The organism is Bordetella sp. MIP270_01_BMS, assembly GCF_054958705.1.
The window spans coordinates 4,044,808-4,063,460 of sequence record NZ_CM143297.1 but is presented as its reverse complement, the minus strand read 5'-3'; the positions used below and the strand labels follow the sequence as shown (position 1 = coordinate 4,063,460).

Below are 18,653 nucleotides of genomic sequence, written 5' to 3'. Positions count from 1 at the left end.
TGACTGAACATTCATAAAACAAGGGGAATATCACCATGCAACTTCGTGACTGGTTGTCGGCGTTCACATTGTGCTCTGCCTGCATCGCAACCGCCGTCCCGCTTTCATCAGCAACAGCGCAGGAAAGCTGGCCAGCCAAACCCATCCGCATGGTGGTGCCCTTCGCGACTGGCGGCAGCAACGACGTGATCGGGCGACGCATTGCCCAAGATCTGACGCAACGGCTGGGACAGACGGTAGTGGTTGAGAATCGGGGCGGCGGTGGAGGAACGATTGGCGCGCAGGCGGTGGCCTCGTCCACTGCGGACGGTTACACGCTGTTGTTCATGTCAAGCTCGCTGGCGACCTCTGCCGCCGTGCAGAAAACGCCTTACAACCCGGTGACAGCATTCGACCCTATTTCGCGTGTCGCAGCAGCACCCTTCTTGCTCGTTACCCGCACAGATTTTCCTGCCAAAACCTTTTCTGAGTTCGTAGCGTACGCAAAGTCGAATCCGGATAAGCTGAACTATGGCAGTGCGGGGCTTGGCGACAATAGCCAACTCGCGACCGAACTGCTGAACGATCTGGCCGGCATCCGCACCACGGGGGTCAATTACAAAGGTACCGGCCCAGCCTTGCTGGATCTCGTGGCCGGCAGAATCGATTTCACCATTACTTCAATCGCGTCTATACGGGGCACAGTGGCCGACCAGTTACCGAAGCTGGCCTTTACTGGGGCCCAGCGGGACCAGGATTTTCCCGACATACCGACCGTTAAAGAGTCCGGGCTGGACTATGTGGTCGAGCTCTGGTGGGGGGTGTTCGCACCGGCGGGAACACCGTCGGAAATCCGTCACCGCCTGAACAAGGAAATCTTCTCCATTGTCCAGGGCCAGGAATTTGCGAAGTTCCTGAAATCAGCTGGGGCGATGCCGGCCCCGTCCACATCGGAGGAACTCCGAGCGGATGTGGCGCGCGATGTGGCCCGTTGGTCTGACATAGCCGCCAAGGCTGGCTTGAAAGCCAACTGAACTCTCCAGGAGCCAGACTGCAGCGGCGCATCGCTCATCGCCGCCACCCGCACCCTAATGTTGCATTGCAACATCGTTTTGCGTTGTAATGGACTCTGATCTTTCTGCGAGGACGGGTCGAACGGCTTGGCCGTGGCCCCTCGCACCTCGAACCGGAGTCTATCTTGGCCGCTTCCCCCACGCCCAGTACTGACCGGCCCGTCCAGGCGAACCTGCCCTGGGGCGCCGCCTACGAATATGCCGTTGATGCGATGCAGCGCAGTGTGCTGTATGCCGACGTGATGCGGCAGCGCGGCAATCAGTATCACAGCCATATGGCCAAGCGCGCGCCCAATGTGCTCAGCATGAAATCCGAACTGGTACTGGATGGTCGCGAGTTCGCCCAGCCGGTCAACTACGGACTGCTGCGCATTGTGCCGCCCGACGACTCGCCGGTGGACCCTCAGAAGCGCCCGTTCCTCGTGGTGGACCCGCGCGCCGGCCATGGCCCCGGCATCGGCGGATTCAAGCCTGAAAGCGAGATCGGCGTGGCGGTGCGTGCCGGACACGCCTGTTATTTCGCCTCATTCCTTCCGCAGCCCACGCCCACCCAGACCGTAGAAGACGTAATGCGCGCCGAAGCGCGTTTTCTGGAAGAGATCATCGCGCGCCATCCCGAATCGGAAGGCAAGCCCGTGGTGGTGGGAAATTGCCAGGCCGGCTGGCAGATTCTGATGACTGCCGCCATGCGGCCAGAACTTTTCGGGCCCATCATCGTTGCCGGCGCACCCCTGTCCTACTGGGCCGGTTGGCGCGGCATGAACCCCATGCGCTACAGCGGGGGGCTGCTGGGCGGCAGTTGGCTGACCGAGATGGCCTGCGACCTGGGCCATGGGCACTTCGACGGCGCCTGGCTAGTTCAGAACTTCGAGAACCTGAATCCCGCCAACACGCTTTGGAGCAAGCAGTACAACCTGTACGCGAACGTCGACACCGAAGCCTCACGCTACCTGAGCTTCGAAAAATGGTGGGGCGGCCATGTTTTCCTGAATGCGCCGGAAATCCAGTACATCGTCAACAACCTGTTCATCGGCAACCGGCTTTCGACTGCAGGGCTGGTCACGTCTGACGGCATACGCATCGATTTGCGCAATATCCGCTCGCCCATCATTGTGTTCTGCTCGAAGGGCGACAACATCACCCCTCCGCCCCAGGCGCTGGGCTGGATTCCCGACCTTTACCAGGACGACACCGAAGTCGTGGCCCACGACCAGACCATCGTTTACGCCATCCACGAAAGCATTGGTCACCTGGGCATCTTCGTCTCGGGCAGCGTGGCGCGCAAGGAACACCAGGAATTCACCGCGAACATCGACCTAATCGACGTCTTGCCCGCCGGAATCTACCAGGCCGAGATTGCCGACAAGACGCCCGACACGCCCAATGCCGACCTGGCCAGGGGGGACTATGTCCTGTCGTTCGCCCGGCGCAAGGTAGACGACGTGCGCGCCATCGTCCAGCGCAATGAAGAAGATGATCTCCGCTTTGCGGCCGTCGCGCGCATCTCAGACATCAACCTGGGGCTGTACCGCAGCTTCGTTCAGCCCTGGGTGCGGGCCGCAGTCACGCCGCAATCGGCGGAATGGCTGCAGCGCATGCATCCGCTGCGCCTGCCCTACGAACTTATTTCGGACCGCAATCCGTGGGTGGCGCCCGTGGCGCAGGCCGCGGCGCAGGCCCGGCTGCACCGCCAGCCCGTGGCGGCAGACAACCCGTTCCTGGTTTTCGAACACATGGCGTCAAACGCCATCGAGGCGGGGCTGAACATGTGGCAGGAATTGCGCGACGCGGCGGGCGAACAACTGTTCATGAACGTATACGGTTCGCCGCTGGTGCAGGACTGGGCAGGGCTGGGCGCGCGCAGCGGTGCGCCCCGCAAGCATCCCGGCGTCTCGCCGGAGCACCGCGACTTCATGAAACAGCGCACCGACGAGCTGCATACGCTGATGGACCAGGGAGGCGTGCGCGAGGCCGCCATGCGCATGCTGCTTTATGTGTCCAATGCCGAAGGCAGCATCGACGAACGCAGCTTTGCCATGCTGCGCAAGATGCGCGCTGACGCCGATTCGAACCTGGCCCTGCAGGAATTCAAGGATGTGGCGCGCGACCAGGCCCTGATGATGCGGCTGGACACGGCCGCCGCCTTGAAGGCCATGCCTACTTTGCTGGACAAGGCCACCGCCGACGAGATCCGCGACGCATTCGGCATCATGCGTCACGTGCTGGAAGCCACCGGTCCGCTGAACGAACTCGCACGCGCCCATCTGGGCGAGATGGAGCAGATTTTTCGGGACGCGGCACGGCGGGCGCTGGCGCGCGAGCAGGCCAATGACGCGAAGCCGCAGCGCGCCTCGGCCAGGCGAACCGCGGCGAAGAGAAACGCAGAGAAGGGAACCGTGGCCACGCGAGCCCCGGCGAAGAAAGCCGCGGCCCGGAGCGTGCCCGCCAAGCGCACGGCATCCAAGCAGAAGGCAGCGCCCCCGAGTGCGGCGCAGGCGCAAGCACCCGCGACGAACGACGCCGCCCCGCTGGGAGGCACGACGAGCAAACCGCCCGTTCGCAGAGCGCCCGGTACGCGGCGTCGAGGCGCCTGAGCGTCCGAGGCTCGCAGCCGGCCCGAACGCCGGATCGGCCGGGCCGCGGTGCCCGACGCTGAATGGGCCCGGCCGACTCGCGATCGCCGCGGCCGCGGATGGCCGCACGGGCCCGGCAAGAACAGCCTTGCCGAGCAGCCATTCTCAGCAACGCGACCCGGCGCCGCCCGGGTTTGCGACATCCGGAATGAAAAATGCCAGGCGCTCTCGCGCCTGGCATCCGGTTTACCACTGCTGTGCGCAGGAGCTCAGGCCGCCCGCTCTTCCAGGATGGCAACCGCCGGCAGGGATTTCCCTTCGAGGAATTCCAGGAAGGCGCCGCCGCCGGTGGATATGTAGCCCACCTTGTCGGCAATGCCGTACTTGGCGATGGCCGCCAGCGTGTCGCCGCCGCCCGCGATGGAAAACGCGGGCGATTCGGCGATGGCCTTTGCCAGGACTTCGGTGCCGTTCGAAAAAGCGTCGAACTCGAAAACGCCTACCGGACCGTTCCAGACGATGGTGCCGGCCTGCTGCAGGATGCCCGCCAGCTGTTGGGCAGTTTGCGGGCCGATATCGAGGATGAGGTCGTCGTCGGCTACCGCGTCGGCCGCCTTGACGGTGGCCTCGGCGTCGGCCGAGAACGCCTTCGCGCACACCACATCAGTGGGAATCGGCACGTCGGCGCCACGCTTTTTCATCAGTTCGATGACCGAACGCGCCTGCTCGACCTGGTCGGGCTCGGCCAGCGACTTGCCAATGGGCAGGCCCGCCGCCAGCATGAAGGTGTTGGCGATGCCGCCGCCCACCACGAGCTGGTCGACCTTGTCGGCCAGCGACTGCAGGATGGACAGCTTGGTGGACACCTTGGAGCCTCCCACGATGGCCACCAGCGGACGCTTGGGTTCGTGCAGCGCACGACCCAGGGCCTGCAATTCGGCTTCGAGCAAGGGGCCCGCACATGCCACAGGCGCGAAACGGGCGATCCCATGCGTGGTGGCCTCGGCGCGATGCGCAGTACCGAACGCATCGTTGACGTAGACGTCGCAAAGCGCGGCCATTTTTCGCGACAGCGCCTCGTCGTTCTTTTTCTCGCCCGGATTGACGCGGCAGTTTTCCAGCAGCACGACCTGGCCCGGATCGACATTGACGCCATCGACCCAGTTCTGCACCAGCTGCACCGGCATGCCCAGCAACTGCGACAGGCGGCGACCCACGCGGTCGAGCGAATCGGCGGCGTTGAGGGTACCTTCGGTGGGACGGCCCAGGTGCGACGTCACCATGACGGCGCCGCCGCCATCGAGCGCCAGGCGTATGCCCGGCACCGAGGCACGTATGCGCGTGTCTTCGCTGATCTGGCCGGCGTCGTCGAAAGGCACGTTCAGGTCAGCGCGTATGAATACGCGCTTGCCGTGAAGCGCGCCGGACTTGGCCAGCGCGGACAGGGTGTGGACCTTGGCCATGCTGCTTACTTGGCCGTCATCAGCGCGACGGTCGTGTCGAGCATGCGGTTCGAGAAACCCCACTCGTTGTCGTACCACGACGAGACCTTGACCAGGCGGCCCGACACTTTGGTAAGGGTCGAGTCGTAGGTGCTGGAAGCCGGATTGTGGTTGAAGTCGACAGACACCAGGGGGTCGGTGTTGTAGTCGAGGATGCCCTTGAGCTCGCCTTCGGAGGCCGCCTTCAGGATGCTGTTGACTTCTTCGACCGAGGTTTCGCGCTTGGCAACGAAAGACAGGTCGACGATGGACACGTTGATGGTGGGCACGCGGATGGCAAAGCCGTCGAGCTTGCCGTTCAGTTCGGGCAGCACCAGGCCCACGGCGGCGGCGGCGCCGGTCTTCGTGGGAATCATGCTCATGGTGGCCGAACGGGCGCGGCGCAGGTCTTCGTGATAGACGTCGGTGAGCACCTGGTCGTTGGTGTAGGCGTGCACGGTGGTCATCAGGCCGCTTTCGAGACCCAGCTTGTCATGCAGCGGCTTGACCAGCGGAGCCAGGCAGTTGGTGGTGCACGACGCGTTAGAGATGACGGTGTCGGAAGCTTTCAGCACGCCGTGGTTCACGCCATACACGATGGTGGCGTCGACGTCCTTGCCGCCGGGGGCCGAGATGATGACCTTCTTGGCGCCGCCCTTCAGGTGCGCGCCGGCCTTTTCCTTCGAGGTGAAAAAGCCGGTGCATTCCAGCACGACGTCGACATTCAGCTCGCCCCAGGGCAGTTCGGCTGGATTGCGGTTGGCCAGCACGCGGATCTTGTCGCCGTTGACTACCATGTAGTCGCCATCGACCTCGACCGTACCCGGGAACTTGCCGTGGGCGGTATCAAAGCGCGTCAGGTGCGCGTTGGTCTTGGGATCGCCCAGATCGTTGATGGCCACGATCTCGATGTCGTGCTTCTTGCCAGCTTCGTAGTGGGCACGCAGGATGTTACGGCCGATACGGCCGTACCCGTTGATGGCGACGCGAATAGTCATGACTAGAGCTCCTTTTACAAAACTTGCTTGACGGTCTCGGCCACCTTGTCGGCGGTCAGCCCGAAGAACTTGAACAACGCGGCGGCGGGGGCCGATTCGCCGTAGCGGTCGATGCCGACCACGGCGCCTTCGAGGCCCACGTATTTGTGCCATAGGCCGGTAGTGCCGGCTTCGACGGCCACGCGCGGCAGGCCCGGGGGCAGCACGGCGCGCTTCCAGTCGGCGTCCTGGCGGTCGAAGACGTCGGTGCTGGGCATGGATACCACCCGCACGGCGATGCCCTGCGCGGCGAGCTGCTCTTGCGCGGCCAGCGCTATCGCGACCTCAGAACCCGTGGCGATGATAACGGCGCGCGCGTCGGCGGCGTCTTTCAGGACGTAACCGCCGCGGGCGATGGCTTGCAGCGTGTCGGCGTCGCGCGGGACGAAGGGTAGGTTCTGGCGCGACAGCAGCAGCGCGGTGGGGCCGCCATCGTTGACATTCATGCCGATGCTGGCGGGCCGGGACACGGCCGCTCCCCAGGCAACGGCGGTTTCGACGGTATCGCACGGACGCCAGACGGACAGGTTGGGGATCAGGCGCAGGCTGGCGGCGTGTTCGATGGATTGGTGGGTGGGGCCGTCTTCGCCTAGGCCGATGGAGTCGTGCGTGAAGACATGCACGACGCGCTGCTTCATAAGCGCGGCCATGCGGATGGCGTTGCGGGAGTAGTCGGAGAAGGTGAGGAAGGTGCCGCCGAAAGGCAGGTAGCCGCCGTGCAGGGCGATGCCGTTCATGACGGCGGCCATGCCGAATTCGCGCACGCCATAATTGATATGGCGGCCGAATTGCACACCTTGTTCGCCGGCACGCACAGGCGCCACGCCCTTCCAGTCGGTGTAGTTCGAACCGGTCAGGTCGGCCGAACCGCCCAGCAGTTCGGGCAGCAGGTCCGCCAGCGCCGTGATGGCGAACTGGGATGCCTTGCGGGTGGCCACCGTTTCGGCCTTCTGGTCGGTGGTCTGAATGAAGGCTTGCAGTTTGTCTGCGAAATCGGCCGGCAGATCGCCCTTCATGCGGCGCAGGAACTCGGCGGCTTCGGCCGGGTATTTGGCGGCGTAGTCATCGAAGAGGGCCTGCCAGGCGGCCTGCGCCTGGGCGCCAGTTTCGCGGGCGTTCCAGGCCTCGCGCACCGCTTGGGGAATCTCGAACGGCGCCGCCGTCCAGGCCAGCGCCGCGCGCGTGGCGGCGATTTCTTCGGCACCCAGCGGCGCACCGTGGACATTGTGCGTGCCGGCCATGGAAGGCGAACCCTTGCCGATGATGGTGCGGCAGACGATCAGCGTGGGCTTTTCGGACTGCGCGCGCGCCTGCGCGATGGCGGCCTCGACCGCGGCCACGTCGTGCCCGTCGACGCCACGGATGACGTTCCAGCCGTAGCCCTCGAAGCGGGTGGCGGTGTCATCGGCGAACCAGTGCTCGACGTGGCCGTCGATGGAAATGCCGTTGTCGTCGTACAAAACGACCAGCTTGGAAAGCTTGAGCGTGCCTGCCAGCGAGCAGGCCTCGTGCGAAATGCCTTCCATCAGGCAGCCGTCGCCCGTGAACGCGTAGGTGTAGTGGTCGACGATGGGCAGGCCGGGCTTGTTGAACTCGGCGGCCAGCAACGATTCGGCAAGCGCCATGCCCACGGCGTTCGCCAGCCCCTGCCCCAGCGGGCCGGTGGTGGTTTCAACGCCCGGGGTGATGCCCACTTCGGGGTGGCCCGGCGTGCGCGAATGCAACTGGCGGAACTGCTTGATTTCCTCGATGGGCAGGTCGTAGCCGGTGAGATGCAGCAACGCATAGATCAGCATAGACCCATGGCCGTTCGACAGCACGAAGCGGTCGCGGTTGGCCCACGCCGGATCCGCCGGATTGTGCCGCATGTGCCCCAGCCAGAGGGCCTGCGCGATTTCGGCCATGCCCATCGGCGCGCCGGGATGCCCCGAATTGGCTTGTTGGACGGCGTCCATTGCGAGGACGCGGATGGCGTCCGCCAGGGCGAGGGGTTGGGCGGTGGGTAGGCTCATGCGGTGTGGCTCGTAAACACTGGCGCGCGCGGCGAGCGGTCCAGGTAGGCGGGGTTGCGAAGCTCATGATTTTACCATCTGGGGCACGGGCGGGTCCGCCCGGAGCGAGGGCTGCCCCAGGGGCAGCGGGCAATGGTAGGCTACGCGCTTGATCGGTTCCCGGCGCGCGGCGCGCGCCCCGCACATCCACCATGTCTTTGCCGCGTTTTTTCTGTGACACGCCGCTGTCGGCGGGTGAGCGCATGCCGCTGCCCCCTGCCCTGGCGCACCATGCCGCCCGGGTGCTGCGCCTGCGGCCCGGCGCTCCTATCGTGCTGTTCAACGGCGCTGGAGGAGAATACCCGGCCACCCTGGAAATCGAAGGCAAAGACGCCTGGGCCGTGCTGGGCGCATTCAATGACCGCGAAGCGGAATTGTCCGGGCGGATCGTGCTGGTGCAGGGCCTGGCCGCCAGCGACAAAATGGATTGGGTGATAGAGAAAGCGGTGGAACTCGGCGCCTGCCGCGTCAGCCCCATTGCCGCGCAACGCAGCGTGCTGCAGCTTTCGGGCGAACGGCTTGAAAAACGGCGGGCGCATTGGCAGCGCATCGCCCGGGCCGCAGCCGAGCAATGTGGCCGTAATCGGCTGATGGAAGTGGATGCGCCCACCGATCTGCGCACCTGGCTTGGCCAGCCTGACGACAGCCTGCGGCTGCTGTGCCACCCGGAAGCGGGCGCCAGCCTTGCACAGGCGCTGCGTGCCAGGCCCGGCTTGACACAATTGACCTTGCTGGTGGGCCCCGAGGGCGGCTGGTCGGATGCCGAACTGCAACTGGCCGCCCAGCATGGGGTGCAGGCCGTGCGCTATGGGCCGCGCGTGCTGCGCACCGAAACCGCGGGCCTGGCCCTGATCGCGGCGGCGACGGCGCTGCTGGGCTGGTAGTCGACGGGTCACGCGACGCGCCGGGCCCGCACGACAGGACGCGATGCGGGTGGCGTTCAGCCTTCTCCGTACGGGGCGGCGGCTACGCCGGGTTCGGGGTCGGGGTGCTTGCCGGCATGTTCGATGACGAATGTGAATACCCGCCCGTTCTCGCGGGCGAACTCGGCGGCGTCGCCGCAAACGGCCTCGATTTGGACTGCGTCGGCTTCAAGGGCCGGATCGCCCGAGTGCAGCCTGTACAGCCACAGCACCACGCCGACCTTCTGATCGAGCACCGTATCGCACAGACAGTCGTAGAGGGCGTCGAGATTGCTGCCGAAATATTCAGGAAAATCCACGGCCTTGGCGATGGCGCGCAATACGGCCGAGCGGCTGCGCGCCCGGTCGCAATCGGCTACCAGCAAAGCCAGGCCGAGCTCGCGCGCGGCCTCGACCACGGCTTCTTTCTGCAAACCGTCGTGTTCGAGCGCCCCGCCCCGGTTCAGTTGGCGTTGCAGCGTAGACTGGCCATTTCGCGTCATGCCTGGCCCTCCTTGAAAAAGTCTTCCACTTCTTCGATACGCCGCATCGTATCGGCATAACCTAGTTCGATCAATCGCCGTGTGTAAGCACTTTCGAACAGCAGGTACGACATCAGCGCGCCACCCCCTGGGCGGTCTGGGTCGGACGATACACCGAGTACACGAAAAAGGGTACGGGCTTCGACGGGCATTTCTTGCAGGTAGTCGAGCGCAAGCAAATCGAGCGACTGACTGGGCGTGAGCGTCAGAACGTTCACCCGGCGGACGCCCGGCCCCGAGCCTGGCGCGGGTTCAATCGCCATGAGCAGGTCATTGATGCGCTCGAGCCGTTCCACATCCATCGAGAGGCCGTCGAGGAAGATGCTGGACAGCACGTGTCCGCCCACCTGCGCCAGCGACGGATAGGGCGGCGCCTGCTCGCGCTTTTCGGGATGCGTGTCGTCGCGGTAGCCGGTGCCTATCACCAGCACCCGCTCGGCGCCCAGGTGAATGGCCGGGCTGATGGGAGCCAGCTGGCGCATCGAACCGTCGCCGCACCATTCGGTCTGTCCGTGCACGTCCACGGCCTGCGCCGGAAACACAAACGGTATCGAAGAAGAGGCCATCAGGTGCTCGACCCCGATGCGCGCGGGCACGGCGCGGCGCAACGAGCGGCGCCACGGTTCGATGACCCGGCTCGACTGGTAGAACGTCAGGTGTTCGCCGCTGGTGAAGCCAGACGCGGTAATGGCCAGCGATGACAGCGCGCCGCGTTCCAGATTGGCCTGCAGGTTCTGGAAATCGAGCACTCGCGTCAGCAGATCGGCCAGGGGCCGGTTATCGAGCAGCGACTGCGGCCGCTTGCGCCCCAGCCCCGAGAACATCCAGCCCAGCGTCAGCAGGCCCAGCCAGCGTACGCCGGTCTTGATGAGCCCCGGCGCATCGGCGCGGTAGACCATGTCGGTGCCCAGCGATTCCCACAATCGCCGCATGCGGCGCACGGCCAGGTGGGGGCGGTGCGCGCGGCAGGCCAGAGCAGCGGCGTTGATGGCGCCTGCCGACGTCCCGCAGATGATGGGAAAGGGATTGTGCAGGCCCTGCCGCTGCGACGGGTCGAGAATGTCGAATACCGCGTGCAGCACGCCAACCTGGTAGGCGGCGCGCGCGCCGCCACCGGTCAGGACCAACCCTGTGGCGGGGCCGCGCGCGCGCATGGTGGCCGGCGGTTATTTCGGCACGTTGGCGTCGACGACGACCAATGCCGTCATGTTGACGATGCGCCGCACCGTGGCGCTCGAAGTGAGGATATGCACGGGCGCGTTGGCGCCCAGCAGGAACGGGCCCACCGCCACGTTGCCGCCCGCGGCCGTCTTGAGCAGGTTGTAGGCGATGTTGCCCGAATCGACATTGGGGCAGACCAGCAGATTGGCCTCACCCTTGAGAGTGGACGACGGCAGGATGCGTAGGCGCAGCGCTTCATCGAGCGCGCAATCGCCATGCATCTCGCCATCGATTTCCAGCTGGGGAGCGGCTTCGCGCACCAGGGCCAGCGCTTCGCGCATCTTGGCCCCCGAGGACGAGCTGCCGGTGCCGAAGTTCGAGCGCGACAGCAGTGCCACCTTGGGCACCAGATTGAGGCGCGACATTTCTTCGGCCGCCGCGATGGTGAACTCGGCGATCTGTTCGGCGGTCGGGTCGTCGTTGACGTGCGTATCCACCAATGCAACCATGCGCTCGTTGAGCAGCAGCACGTTCATCGCCGCGTAGACCTTGGCGTCGGGCCGCCTGCCGATGACCTGATCGACAAAGCGCAGGTGTTCGGCGTAGGTGCTGACGGTGCCGCAGATCATGCCGTCGGCGTCGCCCAGGTGCACCATCATGGCCCCGATGAGCGTCAGGCGGCGGCGCATTTCGACGCGCGCCATCTCTTTGGTGATGCCCCGGCGGCACATCATTTCCCAGTAGGTGGTCCAGTAGCGGTGGAAGCGCTCGTCGTATTCCGGGTTGGTGACCTCGACGTCCTCGCCCAGGCGCAACCGCAGGCCGAACTTTTCGATGCGCGCGGCCAGCACGGCGGGCCGGCCCACCAGGATGGGCTTGGCGAGCCCTTCGTCGACCACCACCTGCACCGCACGCAGCACGCGTTCATCTTCACCCTCGGTGAACACCACGCGCGCCTTGCCGCCATCGCGCACGAAGCTCTTGGCGGCCGCGAACAGCGGCTTCATGAATGCGCCCGAGTGATATACGAATTGCTGCAGCTGCTCGGTATATGCCTGCAGGTCGGCCAGGGGCCGGGTTGCCACCCCGCCTTCCATGGCGGCCTTGGCCACCGCGGGTGCGATACGGGTGATCAGGCGCGGATCGAATGGCTTGGGTATCAGGTACTCGGGGCCGAAGCTGATGTCATAAGTGCCATAGGCCGCCGCGACGACTTCGTTTTGCTCTTCCTGCGCGAGTTTGGCTATGGCGTAGACCGCCGCCATTTCCATTTCGCGCGTGATGGTCGTGGCGCCCACGTCGAGCGCACCGCGGAATATGTAGGGGAAACACAGGACATTGTTGACCTGGTTCGGATAGTCGGACCGGCCGGTCGCCATGACCACGTCGTCGCGCACGGCATGCGCGTCTTCGGGCAGGATTTCGGGGTTGGGGTTGGCCAGCGCCAGGATGACCGGGCGCGGCGCCATGGCCGCCACCATTTCGGGCTTGAGCACGCCACCGGCCGACAGGCCGAGGAACACGTCGGCGCCCTCGATCACCTCGGCCAGTGTGCGTTTGTCGGTCTTCTGGGCAAAGCGCGCCTTGTCGGGGTCCATGAGCGCAGTGCGGCCTTCATACACCACGCCCTCGATGTCGGTGACCCAGATGTTCTCGACGGGCACACCGAGGTCGACAATGAGGTCCAGGCAGGCCAGCGCGGCGGCGCCCGCTCCCGAGGTGACCAGCTTGATCTGGTCGAGCGACTTGCCCACCACGGCAAGACCGTTGATGAACGCGGCCGACACGCAGATGGCCGTTCCGTGCTGGTCGTCGTGGAAGACGGGAATCTTCATGCGCTCGCGCAGCTTGCGTTCGACCACGAAGCATTCGGGTGCCTTGATGTCTTCGAGATTGATGCCGCCGAAGGTGGGCTCGAGGCCGGCGATGATCTCGACCAGCTTGTCCGGATCGGTTTCGTTGATCTCGATGTCGAATACATCCAGGCCGGCGAACTTCTTGAACAGCACCGCCTTGCCTTCCATCACCGGCTTGGACGCCAGGGCGCCGATATTGCCCAGACCCAGCACGGCCGTGCCGTTGGTGATGACGCCTACCAGATTGCCACGGGCCGTGTAGCGCACGGCATTGACCGGATCGGCGACGATCTCTTCACAGGCCGCGGCCACGCCGGGAGAGTAGGCCAGTGCCAGATCGCGTTGGTTCGACAATTGCTTGGTCGGGGTGACTGCGATTTTGCCGGGACGGCCGGACTCGTGATATTCAAGCGCGGCTTTGCGAAAGTTGGCATCCATAAGGCTGGCTACTCGGTAGGTACTTGAAGGGGGAGATTCTAGCGCTTAGCGCGGCGACTATCTTACCCCCAACCTCACCGGCTCATCGGCCCATGGCCCCGCGAGGACTCAGGACACGTACAAATCGATGGGGTCGAAGCTGTCTTTGACGCGCACTTCCAGGCGGCGTGCGGCCCCGGCCAATTCGGGCGGCGGCGCGGCGTCGGACGGCGCAGGCACGGCCATGCCCGGCGCCAACAACGCGCGTTCCACCCAGGCCAGCGCCCCGCCGTGTCCCAGCACCAGGTGAGCCAGGTTCACCTCGGCGGGCGGATCCGGCAGCAAGGCATCCAGCCGGAACCGGCACGGCCAGCGCGGCTGCGCACGGCAGGCCGCCGCATCGGCCGAAACCGAAAGCTGGAAGAGCGCCGGGACCAGCCGCTGGACCGTGGCCGACCTCAGGGGCCGCTGGTCGCCGGGGCCGAAGGGACCCAGGGTTTCGGCCGTACCGTCACTGAGCAGCACGTCGACGGTGAGCACGCCGCTCGCAGTGGTGGCACCGGCCGGCCACGCATGCGCCTGGGCCAGCCAGGCGCCCAGCGTGGCGTCGCGAGGCGCGTGGCGGAATTGTTCCAGCCCCGCGTCGGCCAGCTCTCCCAGGCGGCAGCCGGGTTCGGCGTACCACTGGCCGTCAAGCGGGCCCGGCACCCGTTGGACCAGGCCGCAGGGGTCGACCTGCAGCACTGGCCGGCCGCCCGTATCGGCATCGCCGCATCCATCGAGCCACAGGGCCACCCCGTATTCGACGCACAGTGCCTGCGCGTGCCGCACATCTTCCAGGCGTGCGGCCACCAGCCGCGCGCGGCCGGCCGGCCCGGGCGCGAGTTCCTGCACGGCGCCCTGGGCCGCCCGCGCCAGCCGTTGGCGGAAGGTGTCCCAGGGCGTGCTGGGTATTCGTCTGCCGAACAGAAAAGCACGCCGCGATGGCTGCATCTACAATCCCTTTTTCGTTGCGAGAACCAAAATGCTGCGCCTTGCCTCACGCGCCCAGGATTTCCTTACTTTTCAGGTCGTCGAGCTATTCAAAGAAGCCCAGGCGCTGCAGGCCGCCGGCCGAGACATCATCAGCCTCGGCATAGGCGAACCGGACTTTACCGCGCCGCCGCAAGTGGTGGAAGCGCTCGAGCGCGCCGCGCGCGCCGGCCTGAGCGGCTACAGCGCGCCGGCCGGCCTGAGCGGCCTGCGCGAGGCCATAGCCGGATTCTACGCAACCGAGTTCGGCGCCCCGATAGACCCCTCGCGGGTGATCGTGACAGCGGGCGCGTCCGGCGCGCTGTCTCTGGCCTGCGCGGCACTCGTCGACGCGGGGGCCGAAGTACTGATGCCGGATCCGTCTTACCCGGCCAACAGTAATTTCGTACTGGCGGCAGGCGGCCGGCCGCGGCTGGTGCCCAGCGATGCCGCACAACGCTTCCAGCTATCGGCCCAGCACGTGCGCGACCACTGGACCGAGGCCACGCGAGGCGTGCTGGTGGCTTCGCCCAGCAATCCCACGGGCACGTCCATCGCGCGCGACGAATTGGCGGCGCTGCTGCACGCGGTTCGCGAGCGCCAGGGATTCACCATTGTCGATGAAATCTACCTGGGTCTGAGCTATGAAACGCAGCCGCGTTCGGCCCTGACGCTGGACGACGACATCATCATCATCAACAGCTTCTCGAAGTACTTCCACATGACGGGCTGGCGCCTGGGCTGGATGATCGTGCCGCAGCGGCTGGTGGCTCCCATCGAGAAGATGGCGGCCAGCCTGGCCATCTGCGCCCCGACCCTGGCGCAGCACGCCGCGCTGGCCTGCTTCACGCCCGACGCGCTCAAGATCTACGAGCATCGCCGCGACGCCTTCAAGCAACGCCGCGATTACCTGCTGCCCGAATTCGAGCGCCTCGGACTGCACGTGCCGGTCAAGCCCGACGGCGCGTTCTACATCTATGCAGACATCACCGGGCTTGGCATGGACAGCGCCACCCTGTCGCACCGGCTGCTGCACGAAGCCGGTGTAGCGGCCGTCCCCGGCCTGGACTTCGGCCCGGCCCACGGCCATCACACGCTGCGGGTGTCATACGCGACCGGGCTCGACCGCCTGGAAGAGGCGGTGCACCGGATGCAAGGCGTACTGTTATAGCCGGCGTTACAAGCGACAGGTATCGCGGAGCTTCCGAAAGGGTCGGGGCCTTGCGCATGCGCCGCCAGGGGCCATCGGCCCGCGGTGCAGCAGCGCACCCGCCGCCGCACCCCGAGGCGTCATTCGCGTGCCAAGGCAATGCCCGCGGCCAGGGCGAGACGCCGGCGCTCGGCCTGCACCTTGGCGCCATAGCCGCCATCGCTGGGGCCGGTGGCTCCGACGTAGCAGGCCAGCCCGCCGTCGATCGAGCCACGACGGTCGATGCAGTCGCGCAGGATGGTGGTGCCGACCCGTATGTTTGCAATGGGGTCGAGCGGGTTGTTCAAGCCGTCGCCCAGCTTGTCGAATTTGTCCTGGTGCACGCGCGTCATGACCTGCATCAGGCCCTGGGCGCCCATCGAGCTTTCGGCAAATGGGTTGTAGCGAGACTCGATGGCAATCACGGCAAGCAACAACAGCGGATCCAGCTCTTTTTCGCGGGCGACCTTGTACACCGTATTCACAAGCACGGAAGTCGCGTCATATGCCACGCGGTATTTGCGGGAGATATAGTTGCGCAATGCCTCGACCTGGGGGCCGGACACGGTGCTGCGCGCCTTGGCCTTGGGTGGGGCAGGCGGCAGCTCGCTACGCAAGGGGCCCAGATAGCCGGTGGCATTACTGGTCGGCGTAGCCGGTATTGCCATGGCCACCACCGAAGGGGTGTCATAGGCAGGGTCGTAGGCCGATTCCGCATAGGAACCGGATGGCACGGGTGTAGGCGCTAGGGCGGTCAACAAGGCTTTGTGCACCTGCAAGGCCTGGTCGCGCAAACCAGGCAAGGCGAATCCCATGCTAACCGTGACAATGACCGCGATACCCAGGTAGGTACAGCAAATGCGCAGCCATTCGGCAAGCTGGTGGTGCACTCCTTGGGCGGCCTGACGGAACAGGCCAGCCACTGACGCATCGGGCATGGGGACCTCCTGCGTGGAAAGAAGCACTGGATGTTAACCTTTGTTCAACCCCAAAAATGTAACGAATTGACCGGGATCTGTAGTGAAATACCGCGACCTTAGAGACTTTTTGCAGCAATTAGAACTCCGCGGACAGCTCAAGCGCATCCAGGCGCCGGTGTCCACCCACCTGGAAATGACCGAAATCGCAGACCGCGTCCTGCGCTCGGCGGGCCCGGCATTGATGTTCGAAAACAGCGTGCACCAGGGCAAGCGGGCGGACATGCCGGTACTGGCCAATCTGTTCGGCACGCCCCAGCGTGTTGCCTGGGGAATGGGGGCCGAAGACGTCAGCGCGTTGCGTGACACAGGCGAATTGCTGGCCACGTTGCGCGAGCCCGAGGCGCCCCGTGGGTTGCGCGATGCACTGGGCAAGGTCGCCATGCTGAAATCCGCCCTGTGGGACATGGCGCCCAAGCGGGTGCGCAGCCCTGCCTGCCAGGAAATCGTCTGGGAAGGGGCCGACGTCGACCTGGACCGCCTGCCCATCCAGACGTGCTGGCCCGGCGACGTGGCGCCCCTGCTGGCATGGGGCCTGGTGATCACCCGCGGGCCCAACGCGCGCCGCCAGAACCTGGGCATCTACCGACAGCAGCCCATCGCCCGCAACAAGCTCATCATGCGCTGGCTGTCGCATCGCGGCGGCGCGCTGGATTTCCGCGCACACGCGCTGGCGCACCCGGGCACCCCCTTCCCCATCGCGGTGGCCCTGGGCGCCGACCCGGCCACCATCCTGGGCGCCGTCACGCCGGTGCCCGACAGCCTGTCGGAATATCAGTTCGCCGGACTGCTGCGCGGATCACGCACCGAGGTCGGCCAGGCGCTGGGCAGCGAACTTTCGGTGCCGGCCTGGGCCGAGATCGTGCTGGAAGGCCATCTTCTGCCGACAACTGATCCGCGCGCACACGCAGCAGCCGTGCCCGACGGCGCGCCGCCGCCGCCCGATACCGGCTACGAGATGGCGCTCGAAGGCCCCTACGGCGATCACACCGGGTATTACAACGAGCAGGATTGGTTTCCCGTGTTCACGGTCGACCGCATCACCATGCGTCGCGACCCGATTTACCACTCCACGTATACCGGCAAGCCGCCAGACGAGCCGGCGGTGCTGGGCGTGGCGCTGAACGAAGTGTTCGTGCCTTTGCTGCGCCGGCAACTGCCCGAGATCGTGGATTTCTACCTGCCCCCTGAAGGGTGCAGCTACCGCCTGGCCGTCGTGTCGATCCGCAAGCAGTATCCGGGCCACGCCAAGCGTGTCATGTTCGGGCTCTGGAGTGTGCTGCGCCAGTTCATGTACACGAAGTTCATCGTGGTGGTTGACGAAGACGTCGACCCGCGCAACTGGACTGAAGTGGTGTGGGCCATCACGACCCGCATGGATCCGGTGCGCGATGCCGTGCTCGTGGAAAACACGCCCATCGATTATCTGGACTTCGCTTCACCGGTATCGGGACTGGGCGGCAAGATGGGCATGGATGCCACCAATAAATGGCCGGGCGAAACCGATAGGGAATGGGGTCGTCCCATCACCATGGACCCTGCCGTCAAGCGACGGGTCGACGACATGTGGGACGAGCTGGGTTTGTGATCAATACGATGGCGGCGCGGCGCGGCCGTCGCGCGAGCCACGCCACGCCCTGAACGCCTGCCAGCCCAGCAACGCGCCGCCCGCCAGACGCAGCAGCCGCGAACGCTTGCCCCGGCCCATGATCAGGGCTGAGACCGTCGAACTGATGAACGGGTAGCGGCGCGCCAGTGACACGCCTTGCCAGACCAGCCCGGAGAGATTGCTTCGCCCCACGGCAGGCAGCCACCGTTTGACGAGATTGCGCGGCTGCAGCGAGCGGCTGGCCGACGCGATGTCGTGCGCCAGTGATTCGCGCTCGATGGCAGCGCGTGCACGCAGCAGTTCGATGCGCACCGCGCGGTCAATGGCAGGGGACGTCTTGGCCATGGGTGTCAGCTCTCGTCTTGCCGGCGATCGGCTTCCGCGTCTTGTTGGGCCTGCGCCGCGCGCACGCTGTCGAGCAGGTCGGCGTCGCGGCCCAGCTCTTCGAACGTGGCGGCAAACGGCACCGGACCCGATACCAGCTCGCGGCGGACCGCCAGCAGCAGGCCCAGGCCGACCAGCGCATACAGACCTGCCAGCAGGCCCAGCGCGAGATAGCGGTCTTCAGTGGGCCAGAACGCGACCGCGATGGTCACGCTGAACACCAGAACCGCCAGCGTCAGGAACAGCAAGGCGGCGAACGCCATGCCGAGGACCTTCACCAGCCGGGTCTTTTCTTCGGCGGCTTCAAGGGCGAATAGTTCGAGGCGGGTACGCAGCAGCCCGACCAGGCTGCCAGCCACGCCGAATACGGATGTACGCAGGCTCATGGGCTAGAGCGGGCTGGCCGCCAGG

General features: G+C 65.7%; 15 protein-coding genes. 5 read left to right on the top strand and 10 right to left on the bottom strand.

Annotated elements, in window-relative coordinates:
* Positions 1 to 35: 35 nt before the first annotated feature.
* On the top strand, positions 36 to 1,013 hold the full coding sequence (locus ACV17W_RS19070) for a Bug family tripartite tricarboxylate transporter substrate binding protein (protein ID WP_462593927.1): 978 nt from the start codon (positions 36 to 38) through the stop codon (positions 1,011 to 1,013).
* Between the two features lie 164 nt (positions 1,014 to 1,177).
* Positions 1,178 to 3,646: a DUF3141 domain-containing protein gene (locus ACV17W_RS19065; protein ID WP_462593926.1), complete on the top strand. Its 2,469-nt coding sequence runs from the start codon at positions 1,178 to 1,180 to the stop codon at positions 3,644 to 3,646.
* A gap of 248 nt (positions 3,647 to 3,894) precedes the next feature.
* Here ACV17W_RS19065 and ACV17W_RS19060 read toward each other — a convergent pair whose 3' ends face one another.
* From ACV17W_RS19060 to tkt, 3 genes are read right to left on the bottom strand one after another with little or no spacing between them, the layout of a single operon-like run.
* Positions 3,895 to 5,088: a phosphoglycerate kinase gene (locus ACV17W_RS19060; RefSeq protein WP_462593925.1), complete on the bottom strand. Its 1,194-nt coding sequence runs from the start codon at positions 5,086 to 5,088 to the stop codon at positions 3,895 to 3,897.
* Between the two features lie 5 nt (positions 5,089 to 5,093).
* A complete protein-coding gene (gene gap / locus ACV17W_RS19055) occupies positions 5,094 to 6,104 on the bottom strand; it encodes a type I glyceraldehyde-3-phosphate dehydrogenase (protein ID WP_462593924.1) in 1,011 nt (336 codons plus the stop codon).
* Between the two features lie 14 nt (positions 6,105 to 6,118).
* On the bottom strand, positions 6,119 to 8,155 hold the full coding sequence (tkt, locus tag ACV17W_RS19050; protein WP_462593923.1) for a transketolase: 2,037 nt from the start codon (positions 8,153 to 8,155) through the stop codon (positions 6,119 to 6,121).
* A gap of 191 nt (positions 8,156 to 8,346) precedes the next feature.
* On the opposite strand from tkt, the gene ACV17W_RS19045 reads away from it, so the two are divergent.
* Entirely contained in the window at positions 8,347 to 9,078 is a 732-nt protein-coding gene (locus ACV17W_RS19045; protein ID WP_462593922.1) for a 16S rRNA (uracil(1498)-N(3))-methyltransferase, read from the top strand.
* Positions 9,079 to 9,134: 56 nt separating this feature from the next.
* On the opposite strand, the gene ACV17W_RS19040 is transcribed toward ACV17W_RS19045, so the two are convergent.
* From ACV17W_RS19040 to ACV17W_RS19025, 4 genes are all read right to left on the bottom strand, one after another.
* Positions 9,135 to 9,599, bottom strand: a complete 465-nt coding sequence (locus ACV17W_RS19040) for a barstar family protein (protein WP_462593921.1) — start codon at positions 9,597 to 9,599, stop codon at positions 9,135 to 9,137.
* Positions 9,596 to 10,792, bottom strand: a complete 1,197-nt coding sequence (locus ACV17W_RS19035; RefSeq protein WP_462593920.1) for a patatin-like phospholipase family protein — start codon at positions 10,790 to 10,792, stop codon at positions 9,596 to 9,598. The genes ACV17W_RS19040 and ACV17W_RS19035 overlap by 4 nt, the downstream gene beginning before the upstream one ends.
* 12 nt (positions 10,793 to 10,804) lie before the next feature.
* Positions 10,805 to 13,093 carry an NADP-dependent malic enzyme gene (locus tag ACV17W_RS19030; RefSeq protein WP_462593919.1) on the bottom strand — a complete coding sequence of 763 codons (2,289 nt, stop codon included), beginning with the start codon at positions 13,091 to 13,093 and terminating at the stop codon, positions 10,805 to 10,807.
* Positions 13,094 to 13,201: 108 nt separating this feature from the next.
* The gene (locus ACV17W_RS19025; RefSeq protein WP_462593918.1) at positions 13,202 to 14,065 is read right to left on the bottom strand and encodes a hypothetical protein; all 864 of its coding nucleotides are present in this window, start codon (positions 14,063 to 14,065) and stop codon (positions 13,202 to 13,204) included.
* Positions 14,066 to 14,096: 31 nt separating this feature from the next.
* On the opposite strand from ACV17W_RS19025, the gene ACV17W_RS19020 reads away from it, so the two are divergent.
* The gene (locus ACV17W_RS19020; RefSeq protein WP_462593917.1) at positions 14,097 to 15,254 is read left to right on the top strand and encodes a pyridoxal phosphate-dependent aminotransferase; all 1,158 of its coding nucleotides are present in this window, start codon (positions 14,097 to 14,099) and stop codon (positions 15,252 to 15,254) included.
* Between the two features lie 119 nt (positions 15,255 to 15,373).
* Here the strand turns inward: ACV17W_RS19020 and ACV17W_RS19015 are convergent, their stop codons facing one another.
* Positions 15,374 to 16,210 (bottom strand): lytic transglycosylase domain-containing protein, encoded by an 837-nt coding sequence (locus ACV17W_RS19015; protein ID WP_462593916.1) that lies wholly within the window; start codon positions 16,208 to 16,210, stop codon positions 15,374 to 15,376.
* An 82-nt stretch (positions 16,211 to 16,292) separates the two neighbouring features.
* Here ACV17W_RS19015 and ACV17W_RS19010 point away from each other — a divergent pair, with 82 nt between their 5' ends.
* Positions 16,293 to 17,837: a UbiD family decarboxylase gene (locus ACV17W_RS19010; protein ID WP_462593915.1), complete on the top strand. Its 1,545-nt coding sequence runs from the start codon at positions 16,293 to 16,295 to the stop codon at positions 17,835 to 17,837.
* Here the strand turns inward: ACV17W_RS19010 and ACV17W_RS19005 are convergent, their stop codons facing one another.
* Entirely contained in the window at positions 17,838 to 18,203 is a 366-nt protein-coding gene (locus tag ACV17W_RS19005) for a hypothetical protein (protein ID WP_462593914.1), read from the bottom strand.
* 5 nt (positions 18,204 to 18,208) lie between these two features.
* Positions 18,209 to 18,628 (bottom strand): phage holin family protein, encoded by a 420-nt coding sequence (locus ACV17W_RS19000; protein WP_462593913.1) that lies wholly within the window; start codon positions 18,626 to 18,628, stop codon positions 18,209 to 18,211.
* Positions 18,629 to 18,653: the final 25 nt, after the last annotated feature.

Coding starts and splice junctions, on each gene's coding strand:
- ACV17W_RS19070 (WP_462593927.1), top strand. CDS start 36: ATGCAACTTCGTGACTGGTTGTCGGCGTTCACATTGTGCTCTGCCTGC.
- ACV17W_RS19060 (WP_462593925.1), bottom strand. CDS start 5,088: ATGGCCAAGGTCCACACCCTGTCCGCGCTGGCCAAGTCCGGCGCGCTT.
- gap (WP_462593924.1), bottom strand. CDS start 6,104: ATGACTATTCGCGTCGCCATCAACGGGTACGGCCGTATCGGCCGTAAC.
- tkt (WP_462593923.1), bottom strand. CDS start 8,155: ATGAGCCTACCCACCGCCCAACCCCTCGCCCTGGCGGACGCCATCCGC.
- ACV17W_RS19045 (WP_462593922.1), top strand. CDS start 8,347: ATGTCTTTGCCGCGTTTTTTCTGTGACACGCCGCTGTCGGCGGGTGAG.
- ACV17W_RS19040 (WP_462593921.1), bottom strand. CDS start 9,599: ATGACGCGAAATGGCCAGTCTACGCTGCAACGCCAACTGAACCGGGGC.
- ACV17W_RS19035 (WP_462593920.1), bottom strand. CDS start 10,792: ATGCGCGCGCGCGGCCCCGCCACAGGGTTGGTCCTGACCGGTGGCGGC.
- ACV17W_RS19030 (WP_462593919.1), bottom strand. CDS start 13,093: ATGGATGCCAACTTTCGCAAAGCCGCGCTTGAATATCACGAGTCCGGC.
- ACV17W_RS19025 (WP_462593918.1), bottom strand. CDS start 14,065: ATGCAGCCATCGCGGCGTGCTTTTCTGTTCGGCAGACGAATACCCAGC.
- ACV17W_RS19020 (WP_462593917.1), top strand. CDS start 14,097: ATGCTGCGCCTTGCCTCACGCGCCCAGGATTTCCTTACTTTTCAGGTC.
- ACV17W_RS19015 (WP_462593916.1), bottom strand. CDS start 16,210: ATGCCCGATGCGTCAGTGGCTGGCCTGTTCCGTCAGGCCGCCCAAGGA.
- ACV17W_RS19005 (WP_462593914.1), bottom strand. CDS start 18,203: ATGGCCAAGACGTCCCCTGCCATTGACCGCGCGGTGCGCATCGAACTG.
- ACV17W_RS19000 (WP_462593913.1), bottom strand. CDS start 18,628: ATGAGCCTGCGTACATCCGTATTCGGCGTGGCTGGCAGCCTGGTCGGG.